We start from the raw sequence: 18,301 nt of genomic DNA on the forward strand, positions 1-18,301 counted from the left end.
TCCGCGCCCGCACGCGGGTTCACAGCCGCCGGAGTTGAGTCCCCATCACGCAGTGGAACCGGGTGCGGACACACCGAAAACCCGACAGAGGCATGATTAGTGCAGCGTTCCACCAATCGGGACACAAAGACACGGCGATTCCCCCCGAACGGGGGTGCCCTGCACACCTCGACATCGATGTCGACCCCTAGGGGCGTGGCGAACGTCACATCTTCAACCAGGTGAGGTGCTGGCCGAATTCGGCCAAACGACTCGGTTCGAATTTCGCTGGGGCGGGGACGGCGTCTTTTTGCCCAATGGACTTTGCACGCTGGGTGAACGGCTAGCGCATTTGCGTCATCAGACCGTGCAGAAATGCCAGGTCGACCTCTTCGAGAGAGGTCACCACGGTGCGGCGGGCGGCGGGGGCGATGGGGGCCACGGACGGCACCGCGACGACCTGACAGCCGGCGGCCTCCGCCGCCGCGACGCCGGTCGCGGTGTCCTCGACGACGGCACATCTGGCCGGATCGACACCCAGTCCGGAGGCGGCGAGAAGGTACGGGTCCGGGTACGGCTTGGTGCGCGACACCTCGTCGCCGGCGATGGACAGGGCGAAGTGCTGGGCACCGAGGGAGGTCAGTACGCGGTCGATGATGCGCCGGTGCGAGGCGGAGACCAGAGCCGTGGGGACCTCGTGCTCGTACAGCTCGGCGAGCAGTCTGGCGGCGCCCGGCATCAGTGGCAGGGCGCGGTCGATACGGTCCTCGAAGCCCTCGTTGAGCAGCACGCTCAGCTCGGCGAGGGTGATGTCGGCGCCGGTGGCCTCGATCAGGAAGCCCGCGCTGCGGGTCATGGGGCCGCCGACCACCACATGGCGCCAGGAGTCGTCGAGGGCGTGGCCGAGGCGCGCGAAGATCTCGACCTCCACGTCCCACCAGAAGCCCTCGGTGTCCACCAGGGTTCCGTCCATGTCGAGGAGTACGGCCTGGAGGGCTGAGCCTTCCGCCGTACGGGTTCCGAGCGCGGGGACCGTGCTGGTCATCCGGGCGCACCTCCTTGAGGGACGATCAGGCCGGTTCCCAGCGGGGAACCGGCCTGCGGTGGATCGACCAGTGTACGACTCCCGCAGGTGAAACGCCTGGTTTATCGCTAGGGCACGGGGGAATCCCCAGAAACACCCCCTGGACGCCCGGGAGGCTTCAGGTATACCCACGGGGGTCTTTTCGACCGGGTACGCCGACCTGACACCGGCCTGCCGGCAGGCACGCCCGGCAGGGCGACCACCCACGAGCACACGCCCGCCGGGGCACGGCCCAGGACGTGCGAGGGCCCTTCGGCGGGACACACCGGACTTCCGGCAACACGCCCGCCAGGGCTCCACCCAGGACGCCTGAGGCATGCCCACGGGTCTCTGTTCGCGGAACACACCGGCCTGCCGGCAGGCACGCCCGGCAGGGCGACCACCCACGAGCACATGCCCGCCGGGGCACCGCCGAGCATGGCTCGCTGGGGGCTCCCATGGCAGCCACCACGGTGCCAAGCCTTGTGGCTCGCACACCCGGGTGGGGCCCGACGGGCCGTCGGCTGCGGGGGGCGCCGGTGGCTGCTCGCCGATCGGCCCCGGTTTCGCGGTGCGGAGCGCGATCGCGTCCGGGGCGTGACGTCCCAGCCTGAGGGGGCGGCGCGTCGGGGCGTACTGATGGCTTGGGCTCCCCCACGGGCAGGCGCCTCGCCGTGCCCCGGTGGGTGCCCCGAGGCACTGACGACCCGGCCGCGCCTGCCCGGCGACGTGACACCACGGCCGGAGCGGCGCTGGGCGGTGTCGGCGTCCTCGTCCCCCGGCCGGTGAAACACCCGCGCCCGCCCGGCGATGCTTCGCGGTGCGCGTCGGGGCGTACTGCTGCCTTGGGCTCCCCCGCGGGCAGGCGCCTCGCCGTGCCCCGGTGAGTGCCCCGAGGCACTGACGACCCGGCCGCGCCTGCCCGGCGACGTGACACCACGGCCGGAGCGGCGCTGGGAGGTGTGGGCGTCCTCGTCTCCCGGCCGGTGAAACACCCGGGCGGCCCGGACGTCCTCCCGTGAACCCCCGGAGGGCTCAGCGAGCGTTGAAGTACTTGGCCTCCGGGTGGTGGATCACGATCGCGTCCGTGGACTGTTCGGGGTGCAGCTGGAACTCCTCGGACAGATGGACGCCGATGCGCTCCGGCTGGAGCAGGTCGGCGATCTTGGCGCGGTCCTCCAGGTCGGGGCAGGCGCCGTAGCCGAGGGAGAAGCGGGCGCCCCGGTACTTGAGGGCGAACATGTCCTCCATGTCGGCCGGGTCGTCCCCGGCGAAGCCCAGTTCGGAGCGGACGCGGGCGTGCCAGTACTCGGCGAGTGCCTCGGCCAACTGCACGGACAGGCCGTGGAGTTCGAGGTACTCGCGGTAGGAGTCCGACGCGAACAGCTTGGCGGTCCGCTCGCCGATCCTGGAGCCGACGGTGACGACCTGCAGTCCGACGACGTCCGTCTCCCCCGACTCCTCCGGGCGGAAGAAGTCGGCCAGGCAGAGGCGGCGGCCGCGGCGTTGGCGCGGGAACGTGAAGCGGGTGCGTTCGTTGCCCTGCTCGTCGAGGATGATGAGGTCGTCGTCCTTGGAGACGCAGGGGAAGTAGCCGTAGACCACGGCTGCTTCCAGGAGGTTCTCCGTCTGGAGGCGGTCCAGCAGGCCGCGCAGCCGGGGGCGGCCCTCGGTCTCCACGAGCTCCTCGTAGCTCGGTCCCTCACCGGTGCGGGCCTGCTTCAGACCCCACTGGCCCTTGAACAGCGCGCCCTCGTCGAGCCAGCTCGCGTACTCCTTGAGCGGGATGCCCTTGACGATCCGGGTGCCCCAGAACGGCGGCGTCGGCACCGGGTTGTCGGTGGCGACGTCCGAGCGGACGTGCCCCTCCTCCGGGCGGTCCTCGATCTCGACCGCGGCCGCGGCGCGCACCCGGCGCTGCTTGAGCTCCGGCAGCTTCGCCCCGGGCACACCGCGCTTGACGCCGATGAGGGCGTCCATGAGGCGCAGCCCCTCGAACGCGTCGCGGGCGTAGCGGACCTCGCCCTCGTACAGCTCGTGCAGGTCCTGCTCGACGTAGGCGCGGGTCAGGGCCGCTCCGCCGAGGATGACGGGGTAGTCGGTGGCCAGGCCCCGCTGGTTGAGCTCCTCCAGGTTCTCCTTCATGATCACCGTGGACTTGACCAGGAGTCCGGACATGCCGATGACATCGGCGCGGTGCTCGTCGGCCGCGTCCAGGATCGCGGAGACCGGCTGCTTGATGCCGAGGTTGACGACGTTGTAGCCGTTGTTGGACAGGATGATGTCGACGAGGTTCTTGCCGATGTCGTGCACGTCGCCGCGCACGGTGGCGAGCACGATGGTGCCCTTGCCCTCCGCGTCCGACTTCTCCATGTGCGGTTCGAGATGGGCGACGGCGGCCTTCATGACCTCGGCGGACTGGAGCACGAACGGCAGCTGCATCTGGCCGGAGCCGAACAGCTCGCCGACGACCTTCATGCCGTCCAGGAGGGTGTCGTTGACGATGTCCAGCGCGGGCCGCGTCCGCAGCGCCTCGTCGAGGTCGGTCTCCAGACCGTTGCGCTCGCCGTCGATGATGCGGCGCTTGAGGCGCTCCTCCAGCGGCAGGGCGGCCAGTTCCTCGGCCTTGCCCGCCTTCAGAGACTTCGCCGTGGCGCCCTCGAACAGGGCCATCAGCTTCTGGAGGGGGTCGTAGCCCTCGGTGCGGCGGTCGTGGATCAGGTCGAGGGCCGTCCGCACCTGCTCCTCGTCGAAGCGGGCGATGGGCAGGATCTTGGAGGCGTGCACGATCGCCGAGTCGAGGCCCGCCTTGACGCACTCGTCGAGGAAGACGGAGTTGAGCAGGATGCGTGCGGCCGGGTTGAGGCCGAAGGAGATGTTGGACAGGCCGAGGGTGGTCTGGACGTCCGGGTGGCGGCGCTTGAGCTCGCGGATCGCCTCGATGGTGGCGATGCCGTCCCTGCGCGACTCCTCCTGACCGGTGCAGATGGTGAAGGTCAGGGTGTCGATGAGGATGTCCTCCTCACGGATGCCCCAGTTCCCGGTCAGGTCGTCGATGAGCCGTTCGGCGATCTCGACCTTCTTCTCGGGGGTGCGGGCCTGGCCCTCCTCGTCGATGGTGAGCGCGATCAGGGCGGCGCCGTGCTCCTGGGCGAGCCGGGTGACCTTGGCGAAGCGGGACTCGGGGCCGTCGCCGTCCTCGTAGTTGACGGAGTTGATGACCGCGCGTCCGCCGAGCTTCTCCAGGCCCGCCTCGATGACGTCGACCTCGGTGGAGTCGAGGACGATCGGCAGGGTGGAGGCGGTGGCGAAGCGGCCGGCCAGTTCCTCCATGTCGGCGACGCCGTCGCGGCCGACGTAGTCCACGCACAGGTCGAGCATGTGCGCGCCCTCGCGGATCTGCTCGCGGGCCATCTCGACGCAGTCGTCCCAGCGGGCGGCGAGCATGGCTTCGCGGAACTTCTTGGAGCCGTTGGCGTTGGTCCGCTCGCCGATCGCGAGGTAGGCGGTGTCCTGGCGGAACGGGACGGTCTGGTAGAGGGAGGCGGCGCCGGGCTCGGGCTGCGGGTGGCGCTCGACGGGCGTGGCCCCCCGGGTCCGCTCCACCAGCTGACGCAGGTGCTCGGGCGTGGTGCCGCAGCAGCCGCCGATGAGGTTCAGGCCGTAGTCGCGTACGAAGGTCTCCTGCGCGTCGGCCAGGCCCTTCGGGTCGAGCGGGAAGTGCGCGCCGTCCTTGGTGAGGATCGGCAGGCCGGCGTTGGGCATGCACAGCAGCGGGGTGCGGGAGTGGCGGGCCAGATAGCGCAGGTGCTCGCTCATCTCGGCCGGGCCGGTCGAGCAGTTCAGGCCGATCATGTCGATGCCGAGAGGCTCCAGCGCGGTCAGCGCGGCGCCGATCTCCGAGCCGAGCAGCATGGTGCCGGTCGTCTCGAACGCCATCGAGACCAGCAGCGGCACCTCGGTGCCGGTCGCCTCCATTGCGCGCCGGGCGCCCAGGATCGAGGACTTCGTCTGGAGGAGGTCCTGGGTGGTCTCCACGATCAGGGCGTCCGCGCCGCCGGCGAGCAGTCCCTCGGCGTTGGCCTGGAAGCCGTCGCGCAGCGTGCCGTAGCCGATGTGTCCGAGGGTCGGCAGCTTCGTGCCGGGTCCGATCGAGCCGAGCACCCAGCGCTGGCGGCCGTCGCGGGCACCGAACTCGTCGGCGGTCTCCCGGGCGATCCGGGCGCCCGCCTCGGACAGCTCGTAGACGCGGTCGGCGATGTCGTACTCGCCGAGCGCGGAGTGGTTGGCCCCGAAGGTGTTGGTCTCGACGCAGTCGACGCCCACGGAGAAGTACGCCTCGTGGACGGAGCGGACGATGTCGGGGCGGGTGAGGTTGAGAATCTCGTTGCAGCCCTCAAGATTCTCGAAGTCCTCGAGGGTGGGTTCCTGCGCCTGGAGCATGGTGCCCATGGCTCCGTCGGCGACCACCACTCGGGTGGCGAGTGCTTCTCGGAGCGCGGACGCACGGGTCCGGCTGTCGGCGGAAGGGGACGGTGGCAACGAGGCCATGAAGGAGCTCCCTGGGATGCGACGGCTGTCGGCTATGCGGCTTCCCGGACGGGCTGGGCAGGACGCACGGCGCCAGAGTAACCGGCAGTGGGCTTGGATGGGCAGGGCGTCCACGAGGCGGACGGGTGTGGCGGCCGAGCCACGCCCAGGCCACATGTGATGTAACAGGTGCCGACCGACCATTAGCGGGAGGTCGGCATGGACCGGTAATGTTCGGCATTGTCGAACGACGGTAAAACGACACCGCGCGACGGCGGTCGACGGGGACGGAGGCAGTACGGCGATGGCACGGAACATCCAGTCGCTCGAACGGGCGGCCGCGATGCTGCGGCTGCTCGCGGGCGGCGAGCGACGGCTCGGCCTGTCGGACATCGCCTCATCCCTTGGCCTCGCCAAGGGCACCGCCCATGGCATCCTGCGCACCCTCCAACAGGAGGGTTTCGTCGAACAGGACGACGCCTCCGGGCGGTATCAGCTGGGCGCCGAGCTGCTGCGGCTGGGCACGACCTATCTGGACATCCACGAACTGCGGGCGCGCGCCCTGGTATGGACGGACGACCTGGCCCGCTCCAGCGGGGAGAGCGTCTATCTGGGCGTGCTGCACCAGCAGGGCGTGCTGATCGTCCACCACGTCTTCCGGCCCGACGACAGCAGGCAGGTCCTGGAGATAGGGGCCATGCAGCCGCTGCACTCCACGGCCCTGGGCAAGGTGCTGTCGGCGTACGACCCGGTCGCGCACAGCGAGGCGCTGGAGGCCGACCGCAAGCCCTTCACCGACCGCACCGTGTGCGAGCTGGAGGACTTCGAGCACATCCTGGACATCACACGCGCGCGTGGCTACGCCGCCGACGTGGAGGAGACCTGGGAGGGCGTGGCCTCGGTGGCCGCGCCCGTGCACGACCGCCGGCGTATGCCCGTGGGCGCGGTCGGCATCACGGGCGCCGTGGAACGGCTATGCCGGGACGGGGAGCTGCGCCCCGAACTGATCGCGGCGGTACGGGACTGTGCCCGCGCGGTGTCGCGGGACCTGGGCGCCGGACGGTTCTGAGCACCGCACAACGAAAGAGCCGGAAAGAGCCGGAAAAGGACGAGACCGGAACGCTGAGCGGCGTTCCGGCTGTCGCCATACCCTGAAATGGACATAACGGACGAACGCCATCGTTCGGTGCTCGAAGATCGATAACTCGCCGCGATCAATAACGATCAGGTTTTCGATAACAGAACTCTTGACGCGCCTGTAACGCCGGGGCAAGACTCCCGTCCATCGGTCGGCATTGTCGAACACCTACCGGCAATACGCGCTAGAGTGTGACAACGCCAAGGACCGGTTTCGCTCTCACCCCCGAGGGCGCCAGAACCCCCGGAGGGACCCGGGGTTCGGCTTCCCTGGACGAAGGACAAAGGAGTCGCGGGTGTCCAGCTCCGACATCTTCATCGGCGAGACCATCGGTACCGCCATACTCATCCTGCTCGGCGGTGGCGTGTGCGCCGCCGTGACCCTGAAGGCCTCCAAGGCCCGTAACGCCGGTTGGCTCGCCATCACCTTCGGGTGGGGTTTCGCGGTCCTGACGGCGGTCTACACCTCGGCACCGCTCTCCGGTGCCCACCTCAACCCGGCCGTGACCCTCGCACTCGCGATCAAGGACCACGACTACAGCAACCTCCCCACCTACTGGGGCGGCCAGCTGCTGGGCGCCATGATCGGCGCGACCCTGGTCTGGGTGGCCTACTACGGTCAGTTCCGCGCACACCTCACCGACAAGGAGATCGTCGGCGGTCCGGGTGCGCAGGCCACGACGGCCAAGGCCGTCGAAGCCCAGGAGAAGGGCGCCGGCCCGGTCCTGGGTGTCTTCTCCACCGGTCCGGAGATCCGGCACGCGGTGCAGAACCTCGCCACGGAGATCATCGGAACGATCGTCCTCGTCCTCGCGGTCCTCACACAGGGCCTCAACGACAAGGGCAACGGCCTGGGCACCCTGGGCGCCCTGATCACCGCGTTCGTGGTCGTCGGCATCGGTCTGTCCCTCGGCGGCCCGACCGGATACGCGATCAACCCGGCCCGTGACCTCGGTCCGCGTATCGTGCACGCCCTCCTGCCCCTGCCCAACAAGGGCGGCTCCGACTGGGGCTACGCCTGGGTCCCGGTGGTCGGTCCCCTGATCGGCGCCGCGATCGCTGCGGGCATCTACAACGTCGCATTTGCTTAAAGAGCACCGAGCTTCGTCTTCGAGCACCGAGCTACACAGCACGCGTCGTACGTACAGCCCTCGTAACCACGGAACTCCCAGGAGCACACAGTGACCGACGCCCACACGGCCGGCCCTTTCATCGCGGCCATCGACCAGGGCACGACCTCCAGCCGCTGCATCGTCTTCGACCGGGACGGCCGCATCGTCTCCGTCGACCAGAAGGAGCACGAGCAGATCTTCCCGAAGCCGGGCTGGGTCGAGCACAACGCCAACGAAATCTGGACCAACGTCCAGGAAGTCGTCGCCGGGGCCATCCAGAAGGCCGGCATCACCCGTGACGACATCAAGGCCATCGGCATCACCAACCAGCGCGAGACCACCGTGCTGTGGGACAAGAACACCGGTGAGCCCGTCCACAACGCCCTCGTCTGGCAGGACACCCGCACCGACGGGCTCTGCCGGGAGCTGGGCCGCAACGTCGGCCAGGACCGCTTCCGCCGCGAGACCGGCCTCCCGCTGGCCTCGTACTTCTCCGGGCCCAAGGCCCGCTGGCTGCTCGACAACGTCGAGGGCCTGCGGGAGCGCGCCGAGACGGGGGACATCCTCTTCGGCACCATGGACACCTGGGTCATCTGGAACCTGACCGGTGGTGTCAACGGGGGCCACCACGTCACCGACGTCACCAACGCCTCGCGCACCCTTCTCATGAACCTGCACACCATGCAGTGGGACGAGAAGATCGCCGAGTCGATCGGCGTACCGCTGCAGATCCTGCCCGAGATCCGCTCCTCCGCGGAGGTCTACGGCGAGGTCACCGGCGGCAAGCTGGGCGACCTGCTCGGCGGCATCCCGGTCGCCTCCGCGCTCGGCGACCAGCAGGCGGCCCTGTTCGGCCAGACCTGCTTCTCCGAGGGCGAGACCAAGTCCACCTACGGCACCGGCACCTTCATGGTGATGAACACCGGTGACAAGATCATCAACTCCTACGCGGGCCTGCTGACCACGGTCGGCTACAAGATCGGCGACCAGCCGACGGTGTACGCGCTGGAGGGCTCGATCGCCGTCACCGGCTCCCTGGTGCAGTGGATGCGCGACCAGATGGGCCTGATCTCCACCGCGGCCGAGATCGAGACGCTCGCGCTCTCGGTCGAGGACAACGGCGGCGCCTACTTCGTACCGGCCTTCTCCGGCCTGTTCGCCCCGCACTGGCGCTCCGACGCCCGCGGTGTGATCGCCGGCCTGACCCGGTACGTCACCAAGGCGCACCTCGCCCGCGCGGTCCTGGAGGCCACCGCCTGGCAGACCCGCGAGATCGCCGACGCCATGGTCAAGGACTCCGGCGACGAGCTGGTGGCCCTCAAGGTCGACGGCGGTATGACCTCCAACAACCTGCTGATGCAGACCCTCGCCGACGTCCTGGACGCACCCGTGGTGCGCCCGATGGTCGCCGAGACCACCTGCCTCGGCGCCGCCTACGCCGCCGGCCTCGCCGTCGGCTTCTGGTCCAGCACCGACGAACTGCGCGCCAACTGGCGCCGGGCCGCCGAATGGACCCCCAACATGGACGCGGAGACCCGCGACCGTGAGTACAAGAACTGGCTCAAGGCCGTCGAGCGGACCATGGGCTGGATCGAGGACGAGGACTGAGCGGCTCGGACCGCCCAGCCAACTCTGACTAGGAGTAAGAACCCGACATGACCAGTCAGTCCACCCTGCAGTCCGTGCCTGCCCTGGGGACGCACCCGGCCTCCGGCTCCCACCCGAGCCGAGCCGAAACCAGGGAGCAGCTCTCCAAGGCGTCGTACGACCTCCTCGTGATCGGCGGCGGCATCCTTGGCATCTCCACCGCCTGGCACGCCGCGCAGTCCGGCCTCAGGGTGGCTCTGGTCGACGCCGGCGACTTCGCCGGCGCCACCTCCTCCGCCTCCTCCAAGCTCCTCCACGGCGGTCTGCGCTACCTGCAGACCGGCGCGGTGAAGCTGGTGGCGGAGAACCACTTCGAGCGCCGTGCGGTCTCCCGCCAGGTGGCCCCCCACCTGGCGAACCCGCTCACCTTCTACCTTCCCGTGTACAAGGGCGGGCCGCACGGCGCCGCGAAGCTCGGAGCGGGCGTCTTCGCCTACTCCGCGCTCTCCGCCTTCGGTGACGGTGTCGGTCACCTGCTCAGCCCCGCGAAGGCCGCGCAGGACGTACCGGAGCTGCGCACCGAGAACCTCAAGGCCGTCGCCGTCTACGGCGACGACCAGATGAACGACTCGCGCATGGCGCTGATGACGGTCCGCGCGGCCGTCGAGGCGGGCGCGGTCGTCCTGAACCACGCCGAGGTCACCGGCCTGCGCTTCACCCAGGGCCGGGTCACCGGCGCCGACCTCAGGGACCGGGTCTCCGGCGAGGAGTTCGGCGTCAACGCCCGCCTGGTGCTGAACGCGACCGGCCCCTGGGTCGACCACCTGCGCCGTATGGAGGACCCGAATGCCGCGCCGTCCATCCGCCTCTCGAAGGGCGCACATCTGGTCCTGAAGCGGACCTCGCCGTGGAAGGCCGCGCTGGCGACCCCCATCGACAAGTACCGCATCACCTTCGCGCTCCCCTGGGAGGACATGCTCCTGCTGGGCACGACCGACGAGGAGTTCGAGGGCGACCCGGCCGATGTCGCGGTCAACGAGAAGGACATAGCCCAGATACTCGACGAGGCGGCCTTCTCCGTCCGCGACCAGCAGCTCGACCGGTCCCTCATCACCTACGCCTTCGCGGGTCTGCGCGTGCTGCCGGGCGGCCCCGGCGACACCGCCAAGGCCAAGCGCGAGACCGTGGTGACCGAGGGCAAGGGCGGCATGCTGTCCGTCGCGGGCGGCAAGTGGACCACCTTCCGGCACATCGGCCGCACGGTGATGCAGAAGCTGGAAGAGCTGCCGGGTCACCCGCTGGGCGAGGACTTCGAACCGATCTCCTCGCTGCCGAAGAAGCTGCCGCTGCCCGGTGTCGCCAACCCGCGTGCCGTCGCCCACCGCCTCCTGGTGGACAACCCGGCGCCCGGCCCGCGCATGGCCGCCGACACCGCCAAGCACCTGGCCACGCACTACGGTTCGCTGGCCTTCGACATCGCCCGCATCGCCAACGAGAACCCGGAGCTGGGCGAGCGCGTCCACCCGGACGCGCCGGAGATCTGGGCGCAGGTCGTCTACGCCCGTGACCACGAGTGGGCCGAGACGCCGGACGACGTGCTGCGCCGCCGTACGACGCTGACGATCCGCGGCCTGGCCACGGACGAGGTCCGCGCCAAGGTCCAGGACCTGCTCGACAAGAAGTAGGCGCTCGGTGCCGGCCGACTCCCCCTGACCGGGTCGGCACCGTCGGACCGGCCCCCTCCGCACCGGGGCCGGGACACGAGAGGGGCGGCTCCACGCCGATGGAGCCGCCCCTCTCTCTTGTCTCTCTTGTGTGCGCCCGTCTGCCGCTTCGTGAACCGACGGCGCATGCCGACGGCCCATGCCGACGGCCCGTGCCGCGACGCCGGATCGCACATCCACACGCTCCCCGAATGCATCCGCACGCTCCCTCACACGTGTTTCGAACCGGCGGTTGGTCACCGGTTCGGCCACTAGAACGGATGACTCCGACACAGCGGTACGGCACCGGAGTCCGGCCGCGGGGAGCGGTCATATGCAAGCCGGATGGCTCAGTGCCCGGATGCGGCGGCGCCTGGGGATCGCCGTGTGCGGGGCCGCGCTCGCGGCGCTGGCGGGCGTCCTGCGGTTCTGGTGGCGAAACGCCGCCACCGCGGGCGTCCTGATCTCGGCGATCGGCGCGTTCGTGTCGGTCGCGGCGCTCGTCGCCGACATCCTGCGCGGCGACGCCGACCCGCCCCCGCGGTCGGCCGACGCGGACCGCAGACGGGCGGCCGACGCGCTGGCCGAGGCCGTACGCGACCAGTGGGCGGCGGAGGCCCGGCTGCGCAGACTCCAGGACCCCGTGCCGCTCGACGTGGGCTGGGCACCGGCGGACCGGCGGCTGGCCGACCACGCGGTGAACATCCGGCGGGTCCGGCCCCTGCCCGCGCCCCGTGACCGCCGCACCGAGGACGCCGGCGGACCGTTCGCGACGCTGCCCGGCCGGCGCCTGGTGGTGCTGGGCGGACCGGGCTCCGGCAAGACCGTGCTGGCGATGCGGTTCGTCCTCGACAGGCTGGCCGCACGGCGATCCGGCGGACCCGTGCCGGTGATCTTTCCGCTGGCGGGCTGGGACCCCCGGCAAACCGGCCTGCGCGACTGGCTCGCGGACCGGCTCGCCACCGACTACCGGCCGCTGGCCGCTCCGGCCGACGGCCGGCACACCCTCGCCCGCGCCCTCCTCGACGCGGGGCTCGTCCTGCCGGTCCTCGACGGCTTCGACGAACTGGCCCGGCCCGCCTGCGGGGAGGCCGTACGCCGCATCAACGCCGAACTCGACGACGACCTGCCGCTGCTGCTCACCAGCCGCGGCGCGGCCTGGGCGACGGCGGTGGCCGAGGGCGACGTGCTCACCGCCGCCGAGGTGATCGAGCTCCTGCCCCTCGACCTCGCGCAGGCCGGGGCCCATCTGGAGCGCACGGCACGGCCCCTGCATCCGGCGGACGGGGAGCCCCGCACCGTGTGGACGCCGGTGCTGAGCGAACTCGCACGCCGGCCCCGGGCCCCACTGGCGCAGGCGCTCGCCACTCCCCTGATGGTGGCCCTGGCCCGCGCGGTCTACGGGGACACCTCCCGCGACCCGTCGGAGCTGCTGGACAGGGAGCGCTTCCCCACGGTCGACGCGGTCGAGGAGCATCTGCTCGGCGCCTTCGTGCCCGCCGCGTTCGCGGACATGGGGCCTCGGGCGGCCGGCGACGCCGTGCGCCGGCTCACCCTGCTGGCCCGCGCGCTGCACGGGCGTGGCACGGGGCGGCTGGCGTGGTGGGAGCTGGAGTCGATACTGCCGCGGGCCCTGCGGGTGTACGCGCCCGGGCTGCTGGCGATGGCCGTGATGTCCGCGCTGCTGCTGCCGGTCTCGGTGGCGCGTGCGACGAGCGACCTGGCAGACGTGCGGGACGTCGTGTCGGTGGGCGCCACGCTGGTCGGCCAGACCCTGGGGTTCGCCTTCGGGGCGGCGTGTCTGCTGCCGTCGCACGGGGGCCGGCCGGACCGGCGGTTCCTCGCCCGGCAGACCCTGCTCACCGCGGCGGTGAGCGCGCTGCTGTGGGCGGGCTACGCCTGCGCCGACGACCTGCGCTTCGGCTTCCGGTTCGGCGCGGTGACCGACGGCTGGGTGCCCGAACTGCTCGGCGGATCTCTGTTCTCGCTGCTGTTCACCCTGTTCTTCGGCATCGCGGGGCTGCCACGGCGGCCGGTGCCGCTCGGCCTGCCCTGGAGTGGCGCCACGGGGCGCGCGGTGGCCCGGATCTGCGGGGCCGCCCTGTTGCTCGGCGGAGTCGGGACGGCGGGCGCGGTGCTGCTCGGGCGGTCGGGCAGCCCCTGGACCGTGCTGGTCGGCACCACCGCTGCGGGGGCGGGGGCCGCGCTGCTGGTGAGCGGTACCCGTCGGGCCGTACAGGACGCCCCGCATCCGGCCCGCGCGGGCCGGATCGCCCGGCGCTTCGCGGCAGGCGTGGTCCGGGGCACCGCCGCCGCGCTGCTGATCGGGGTCACCGCGTGCACGGTCGCGGGTCTCGCCGCCGTCGGAGTGACCGTGCTCAAGTCGGGTGCCGGGGCCGATCTGTCCGGCCGGCGGATCGACGGCTGGCGGCTGGCGGAGCGGGACGGGCTGAGGACGGCGGTCACCGTGCGGCCGGTGCGGGGCACGCTGCTGCTCCCCGGCGGCGGGGCACAACCGGTCGCCTACCCGGAGGGCTCGCGGCCGCCCGACTGCGCGCTGCCGCTGCTGCGCGGCCGCAGGTGCGTCGCCTTCACCTCCCGGCGCACGGTGTTCGAGTCACGGGACGGCGCCGTGGTCGTACGGCTCGCCTCGACCGCCGGCGCGCCACCGGGGCGGCGGGCGACGACCGTGGCATACGCGGCGAACCTGCGTTCCGTGCTGCCGGAGGCGGCCCGAGCCTGGCTGACCCGGGGCCCGGCCGAGGGCGTTGTGGCGCGCTGTCTGCCGCCGTTCATGGCCGGTGGGGTGCTCATCGGGGTGGTGGGCGGGTGTGTGTGCGGTGTCTACCGTGCCCTGAGCGTGCCGTCGGACATCATGCGCGCGTCGGGCCCGGGCTCCTCGCTGCGCACGGACCGGACCGCGTCCTTCACGCGCGGGGGCGTGGTCGCGCTGCTGGTCGCCCTCGTCTGTGTGCCGGTGGTGGCGCTGCCCGGCGACTGGGGCGGTCTGGTGCACATCGGCACCCAGCTGTGGCTGCCGATGGGTGCGGCGGCGCTCGCGCTGAGCGCCTGGGGGCGCTTCACCGTCGCCCGTGTCTGGCTCGCGGTGACGGGCCGGATGCCGTGGCGGCTGATGACGTTCCTGGAGGACGCGCATCGGCGCGGGGTGCTGCGGCAGTCGGGGGCGTGCTTCGAGTTCCGGCATCTGCGGCTGCTGTCGCATCTGGCGGGCGCCGGGAGGGGAGACGACGGCCCCCGTTCCCCCGTGGCCGAGGTGGCCCGGCCGCGCGAGGTGCGCGATGGGCCGGGCTAGGCCGGCCGTCGTCGGAGGGGGCCTGTGCGGTGCCCCCATAATGTGCTGAGTCATCGGATGTCTGAGCGACAGGGAGGCCCGCCATGGCAGTCACCGATGAGGCGATCGAGAAGATCAAGGACATGATCGTCTCCGGTGCGCTGCGCCCCGGCGACCGGCTGCCCAAGGAGAGTGAACTCGCCGCCGAGCTCGGGCTGTCGCGCAATTCCCTGCGGGAGGCCGTACGTGCCCTGTCGCTGATCCGGATCCTGGATGTGCGGCAGGGCGACGGGACGTACGTCACCAGCCTGGACCCGCAGTTGCTGCTGGAGGCGATGAGCTTCGTCGTCGACTTCCACCGCGACGACACGGTGCTGGAGTTCCTCGCCGTGCGCCGCATCCTGGAGCCGGCCGCGACCGCGATGGCGGCCTCCCGGATCAGCGAGCAGCAACTGGACGCGCTCTCCTTGCAGTTGGACGCGCTCGGCGCGGCGCCCTCGGTGGAGGAGCTGGTCGCCTGCGACCTGGAGTTCCACCGGGGGATCGTGCAGAGCGCCGGCAACTCGGTGCTGTGCTCGCTGCTCGACGGTCTGTCCGGGCCCACCACCCGGGCCCGGATCTGGCGCGGGCTGACCCAGGAGGACGCGGTCGGGCGCACGCTGCGCGAGCACCGGGCGATCCTGGCCGCGCTGCGCGACCGGGACGCGGAGGCGGCGCGCTCATGGGCGACCGTGCACATCGCGAGCGTGGAGCAGTGGCTGCGCAGCTCGCTGTGAAGCCCCTGTGGGGAACCGGCGTGAATCCCTGTGGAAAACCGGTGGGGCTGCCGTTCGCCGCGGGGTGTTCGAGCGTGGCGAACGGGGCAGTGATCCGTTCACTCCCCCGTGCAAGGGGGCTGCGAGCGCCCCCGCCGGACGCCGTAAGGTTGGGACGTACGCGAGGGCACGTCGGAAGGAGGCGCTGGGTGATCGAGCTGGAGGGAGTTCCCGAGCTGATCGACCCAGTCATGGTGGCCGCGTTCGAGGGCTGGAACGATGCCGGCGACGCCGCCTCCACCGCGGTCGCGCATCTGGAGCGCGAGTGGAAGGGCGAGGTGTTCGCGGCGCTGGACGCCGAGGACTACTACGACTTCCAGGTGAACCGCCCCACGGTGTGGATGGATGCGGGTGTCCGCAAGATCACCTGGCCGACGACAAGGTTGTCGGTGGTCCGGGTCGGCGGCGAGAAGCCGCGCGACCTGGTGCTGGTCCGCGGCATCGAACCGTCCATGCGCTGGCGCTCGTTCTGCAACGAACTGCTCGGCTTCGCGCACGAGCTGGGCGTGGAGCTGGTGGTCGTCCTGGGCGCCCTGCTCGGTGACACCCCGCACACCCGTCCGGTCCCGGTCAGCGGGGTCACGTCCGACCCGGACCTGGCCCAGCGCATGGACCTGGAGGAGACCAAGTACGAGGGCCCCACGGGCATCGTCGGCGTCCTCCAGGAAGCCTGCACGCACGCGGGTGTCCCGGCGGTGTCGCTGTGGGCGGCCGTCCCGCACTATGTGTCGCAGCCGCCCAACCCGAAGGCCACGATGGCCCTGCTCAACCGGCTGGAGGACCTGCTCGACCTGCGCATTCCGCTGGGCGAGCTGCCCGAGGACGCACGGGCCTGGCAGGTGGGCGTGGACCAGCTGGCCGCCGAGGACAGCGAGGTCGCCGAGTACGTCCAGACGCTGGAGGAGGCCCGCGACACCGCCGAGCTGCCGGAGGCGTCGGGCGAGGCGATCGCCCGCGAATTCGAGCGCTATCTGCGGAGACGGGACGTCAGCCCGCCGGGCGGCCATGCCACGGCGGACGGCACCGACAGCACGTCGTACCTGCGGGACAACCCGGGAGGCCGCACCCGGCCCCCGAAGCCACCAAAACCCGACACCTCCGGGACCGACGACGAGGACACCTCGGAGGACTGAACAGGGGCGGTACGCAACACGCGTACCGCCCCTTCGCCGTCCGCGCCGACGGCGCCTCCGCAGTACCCGGTCGGATGGTGGTGTCAAAGCTGTTTCAGGTCGGATTGCACCCGTTACCCAATTCAACTTCTTTCCAAACCGAGTTGCCGAAACCCGTCTGGACGACTCGCCGCGGGAGTGCTTTGTTGTCTCTTCGTGGCGGCCCGCACGGACCGAAGGGAGCGGTACCGATGACCGATCAGACAGTGCCGGCGCAGGGCCCGGGGACGTCCGGGCCGGGGCCCGACGGAGCGGGGTTCACCTATCGGGGAGCCGAAGAGGAACTGATCGTCGTCGCGCGTCCCGAGGCCCGGCTGCGCGCCGGGGCCGACGGGGTCCGCTCGGCGGCGGGTGCCGATCTGTCGGCCCTGGCCATGTTCCTCGGCGACGAACAGCTGGCCCTGGAGCCGCTGTTCGGCAGTGAGGAGCGGGTGCGGCAGTCCGGCGGCGAGGGCGTGCCCGACCTCACGCTGTTCTACCGGGTGCGCGGCGGGGAGAGCCGGGCGCAGGAGCTCCGGGCCCGGATGGCCGCGCTGCCGGGTATCGACACGGCGTACGTCAAGCCGGGCGCCGTACCGGCCACCGTCTCGGACGACGACCGGCGGCTGAAGGAAGGCGCCCCGGTCACCCCTGACTTCAGCGGCCGTCAGGGGTATCTGCGGCCGGCGCCGGAGGGGGTCGACGCGCACTGGGCCTGGCAGCGGCCCGGTGGCGCCGGCCAGGGGGTGACCGTGATCGATGTCGAGGGAGCCTGGCAGCTGGGGCACGAGGACCTGGCCGCCAAGCTGGCCGGAGTGGTCGTCGGCACCCCGCTGACCGACCCCGCCTGGCGCAACCACGGAACCGCCGTGCTCGGGGTGCTCGGCGGGGACCGCACCGAATACGGCGTCACCGGGATCGTGCCGGACGCGGTGACCGCGGCCGCGTCGTTCCAGGGCGGCGGCACGGCCGCGGCGATCCACGCGGCCGCCGACCGTCTCGGCCCCGGTGACCTCCTGCTGGTCGAACTGCACCGCCCGGGGCCGCGGTTCGAGTACGCGGACCGCGACGACCAGCGTGGTTACATCCCGCTGGAGTGGTGGCCGGACGACTACGCGGCCGTACGGTACGCCGCCTCCCGGGGCGTCGTGGTCGTGGCGGCCGCCGGGAACGGCGGCGAGTCCCTCGACGACGCGGTGTACGAGCGGCGTCCCGACGGCTTCCCGTCCTGGTGGCGCAACCCGTTCAACTCGGCCAACCCGTCCTCCGGCGCCGTCCTGGTCGGCGCGGGTGCCCCGCCTCCCGGCACCCACGGCCGCGACCACGGGCCGGACCGCTCACGGCTGGCGTTCTCCAACTACGGTGCCCGGGTGGACGCCCAGGGCTGGGGGCACGAGGTCACGACCACCGGCGGCTTCTGGGACCGGCCCGGCGACCTCCAGGGCGGGCCCGAGGAGATCGCCTGGTACACGGACACGTTCTCCGGGACATCCTCGGCCACCCCGGTGGTGGCGGGCGCGCTGGCCGCGCTGCAGGGCATGCTCAAGGCGGCCGCCCAGCCTCCGATGTCCCCGGAGCGGGCCCGCGAGGTGCTGCGGGCCACCGGTTCCCCGCAGCAGGACGCACCGGGCCGGCCCGCCTCCCAGCGGATCGGCGCCCGGCCCGACGTCAGGGCGGCGGTCACGCATCTGCTGCCGCAGGCGGTCGCCTCCGGCCTGGCAGAGCGGTACTGGGACGAGCTGCTGCCGTACCCCCGTGAACTCCCGCCCAGGCTCCGGCTGTTCGTGGCCGGCTCCTGGCGGAACCTGAATCGTCCGTCTCCCGAGATCCGCCAGGCGGTGCACACCGCCTTCGCGGGGGGACGGCCCGATGTCCGCGTGTGGTTCGCGGACGACGAGATCGTCGGCCTGGTCGTGACGGGCTGACGTTCAT

10 protein-coding genes are annotated in these 18,301 nt (G+C 71.5%); 8 read left to right on the forward strand and 2 right to left on the reverse strand.

Translation table 11 applies throughout. The features are described 5' to 3' along the window. Nucleotides 1–322: 322 nt before the first annotated feature. Together ACZ4EG_RS22280 and metH are read right to left on the reverse strand one after the other, a co-directional pair. Nucleotides 323–1,024 (reverse strand): HAD family hydrolase, encoded by a 702-nt coding sequence (locus ACZ4EG_RS22280; RefSeq protein ID WP_467791795.1) that lies wholly within the window; start codon nt 1,022–1,024, stop codon nt 323–325. A gap of 1,053 nt (nt 1,025–2,077) precedes the next feature. Next, nucleotides 2,078–5,593 carry a methionine synthase gene (gene metH / locus ACZ4EG_RS22285; protein WP_467791796.1) on the reverse strand — a complete coding sequence of 1,172 codons (3,516 nt, stop codon included), beginning with the start codon at nt 5,591–5,593 and terminating at the stop codon, nt 2,078–2,080. Between the two features lie 283 nt (nt 5,594–5,876). On the opposite strand from metH, the gene ACZ4EG_RS22290 reads away from it, so the two are divergent. The 8 genes from ACZ4EG_RS22290 (at nt 5,877) to ACZ4EG_RS22325 (ending at nt 18,294) form a co-directional block, all read left to right on the forward strand. Then, on the forward strand, nt 5,877–6,641 hold the full coding sequence (locus ACZ4EG_RS22290) for an IclR family transcriptional regulator (RefSeq protein WP_390710987.1): 765 nt from the start codon (nt 5,877–5,879) through the stop codon (nt 6,639–6,641). Nucleotides 6,642–7,005: 364 nt separating this feature from the next. Next, entirely contained in the window at nt 7,006–7,800 is a 795-nt protein-coding gene (locus ACZ4EG_RS22295) for an MIP/aquaporin family protein (protein WP_390710988.1), read from the forward strand. 90 nt (nt 7,801–7,890) lie between these two features. Beyond that, nucleotides 7,891–9,429, forward strand: a complete 1,539-nt coding sequence (gene glpK, locus ACZ4EG_RS22300) for a glycerol kinase GlpK (RefSeq protein WP_453549794.1) — start codon at nt 7,891–7,893, stop codon at nt 9,427–9,429. Nucleotides 9,430–9,476: 47 nt separating this feature from the next. Beyond that, nucleotides 9,477–11,093 carry a glycerol-3-phosphate dehydrogenase/oxidase gene (locus tag ACZ4EG_RS22305; RefSeq protein WP_453549796.1) on the forward strand — a complete coding sequence of 539 codons (1,617 nt, stop codon included), beginning with the start codon at nt 9,477–9,479 and terminating at the stop codon, nt 11,091–11,093. Between the two features lie 352 nt (nt 11,094–11,445). Next, nucleotides 11,446–14,424, forward strand: a complete 2,979-nt coding sequence (locus ACZ4EG_RS22310; protein ID WP_467791797.1) for an NACHT domain-containing protein — start codon at nt 11,446–11,448, stop codon at nt 14,422–14,424. A gap of 83 nt (nt 14,425–14,507) precedes the next feature. Beyond that, nucleotides 14,508–15,179: a FadR/GntR family transcriptional regulator gene (locus tag ACZ4EG_RS22315; RefSeq protein ID WP_390710992.1), complete on the forward strand. Its 672-nt coding sequence runs from the start codon at nt 14,508–14,510 to the stop codon at nt 15,177–15,179. Between the two features lie 188 nt (nt 15,180–15,367). After that, the gene (locus tag ACZ4EG_RS22320) at nt 15,368–16,351 is read left to right on the forward strand and encodes a PAC2 family protein (RefSeq protein WP_363296672.1); all 984 of its coding nucleotides are present in this window, start codon (nt 15,368–15,370) and stop codon (nt 16,349–16,351) included. A 230-nt stretch (nt 16,352–16,581) separates the two neighbouring features. After that, the gene (locus ACZ4EG_RS22325; RefSeq protein WP_467791798.1) at nt 16,582–18,294 is read left to right on the forward strand and encodes a S8 family peptidase; all 1,713 of its coding nucleotides are present in this window, start codon (nt 16,582–16,584) and stop codon (nt 18,292–18,294) included. The last annotated feature ends 7 nt before the right edge of the window (nt 18,295–18,301 follow it).

The sequence above is a fragment of the Streptomyces sp. NPDC025638 genome, from assembly GCF_055558775.1.

Bases quoted from the DNA above. Each gene is read 5' to 3' on its own strand.
- ACZ4EG_RS22290 (WP_390710987.1), top strand. From the start codon at position 5,877: ATGGCACGGAACATCCAGTCGCTCGAACGGGCGGCCGCGATGCTGCGG.
- ACZ4EG_RS22310 (WP_467791797.1), top strand. From the start codon at position 11,446: ATGCAAGCCGGATGGCTCAGTGCCCGGATGCGGCGGCGCCTGGGGATC.
- ACZ4EG_RS22315 (WP_390710992.1), top strand. From the start codon at position 14,508: ATGGCAGTCACCGATGAGGCGATCGAGAAGATCAAGGACATGATCGTC.
- ACZ4EG_RS22280 (WP_467791795.1), bottom strand. From the start codon at position 1,024: ATGACCAGCACGGTCCCCGCGCTCGGAACCCGTACGGCGGAAGGCTCA.
- ACZ4EG_RS22305 (WP_453549796.1), top strand. From the start codon at position 9,477: ATGACCAGTCAGTCCACCCTGCAGTCCGTGCCTGCCCTGGGGACGCAC.
- ACZ4EG_RS22325 (WP_467791798.1), top strand. From the start codon at position 16,582: ATGACCGATCAGACAGTGCCGGCGCAGGGCCCGGGGACGTCCGGGCCG.
- metH (WP_467791796.1), bottom strand. From the start codon at position 5,593: ATGGCCTCGTTGCCACCGTCCCCTTCCGCCGACAGCCGGACCCGTGCG.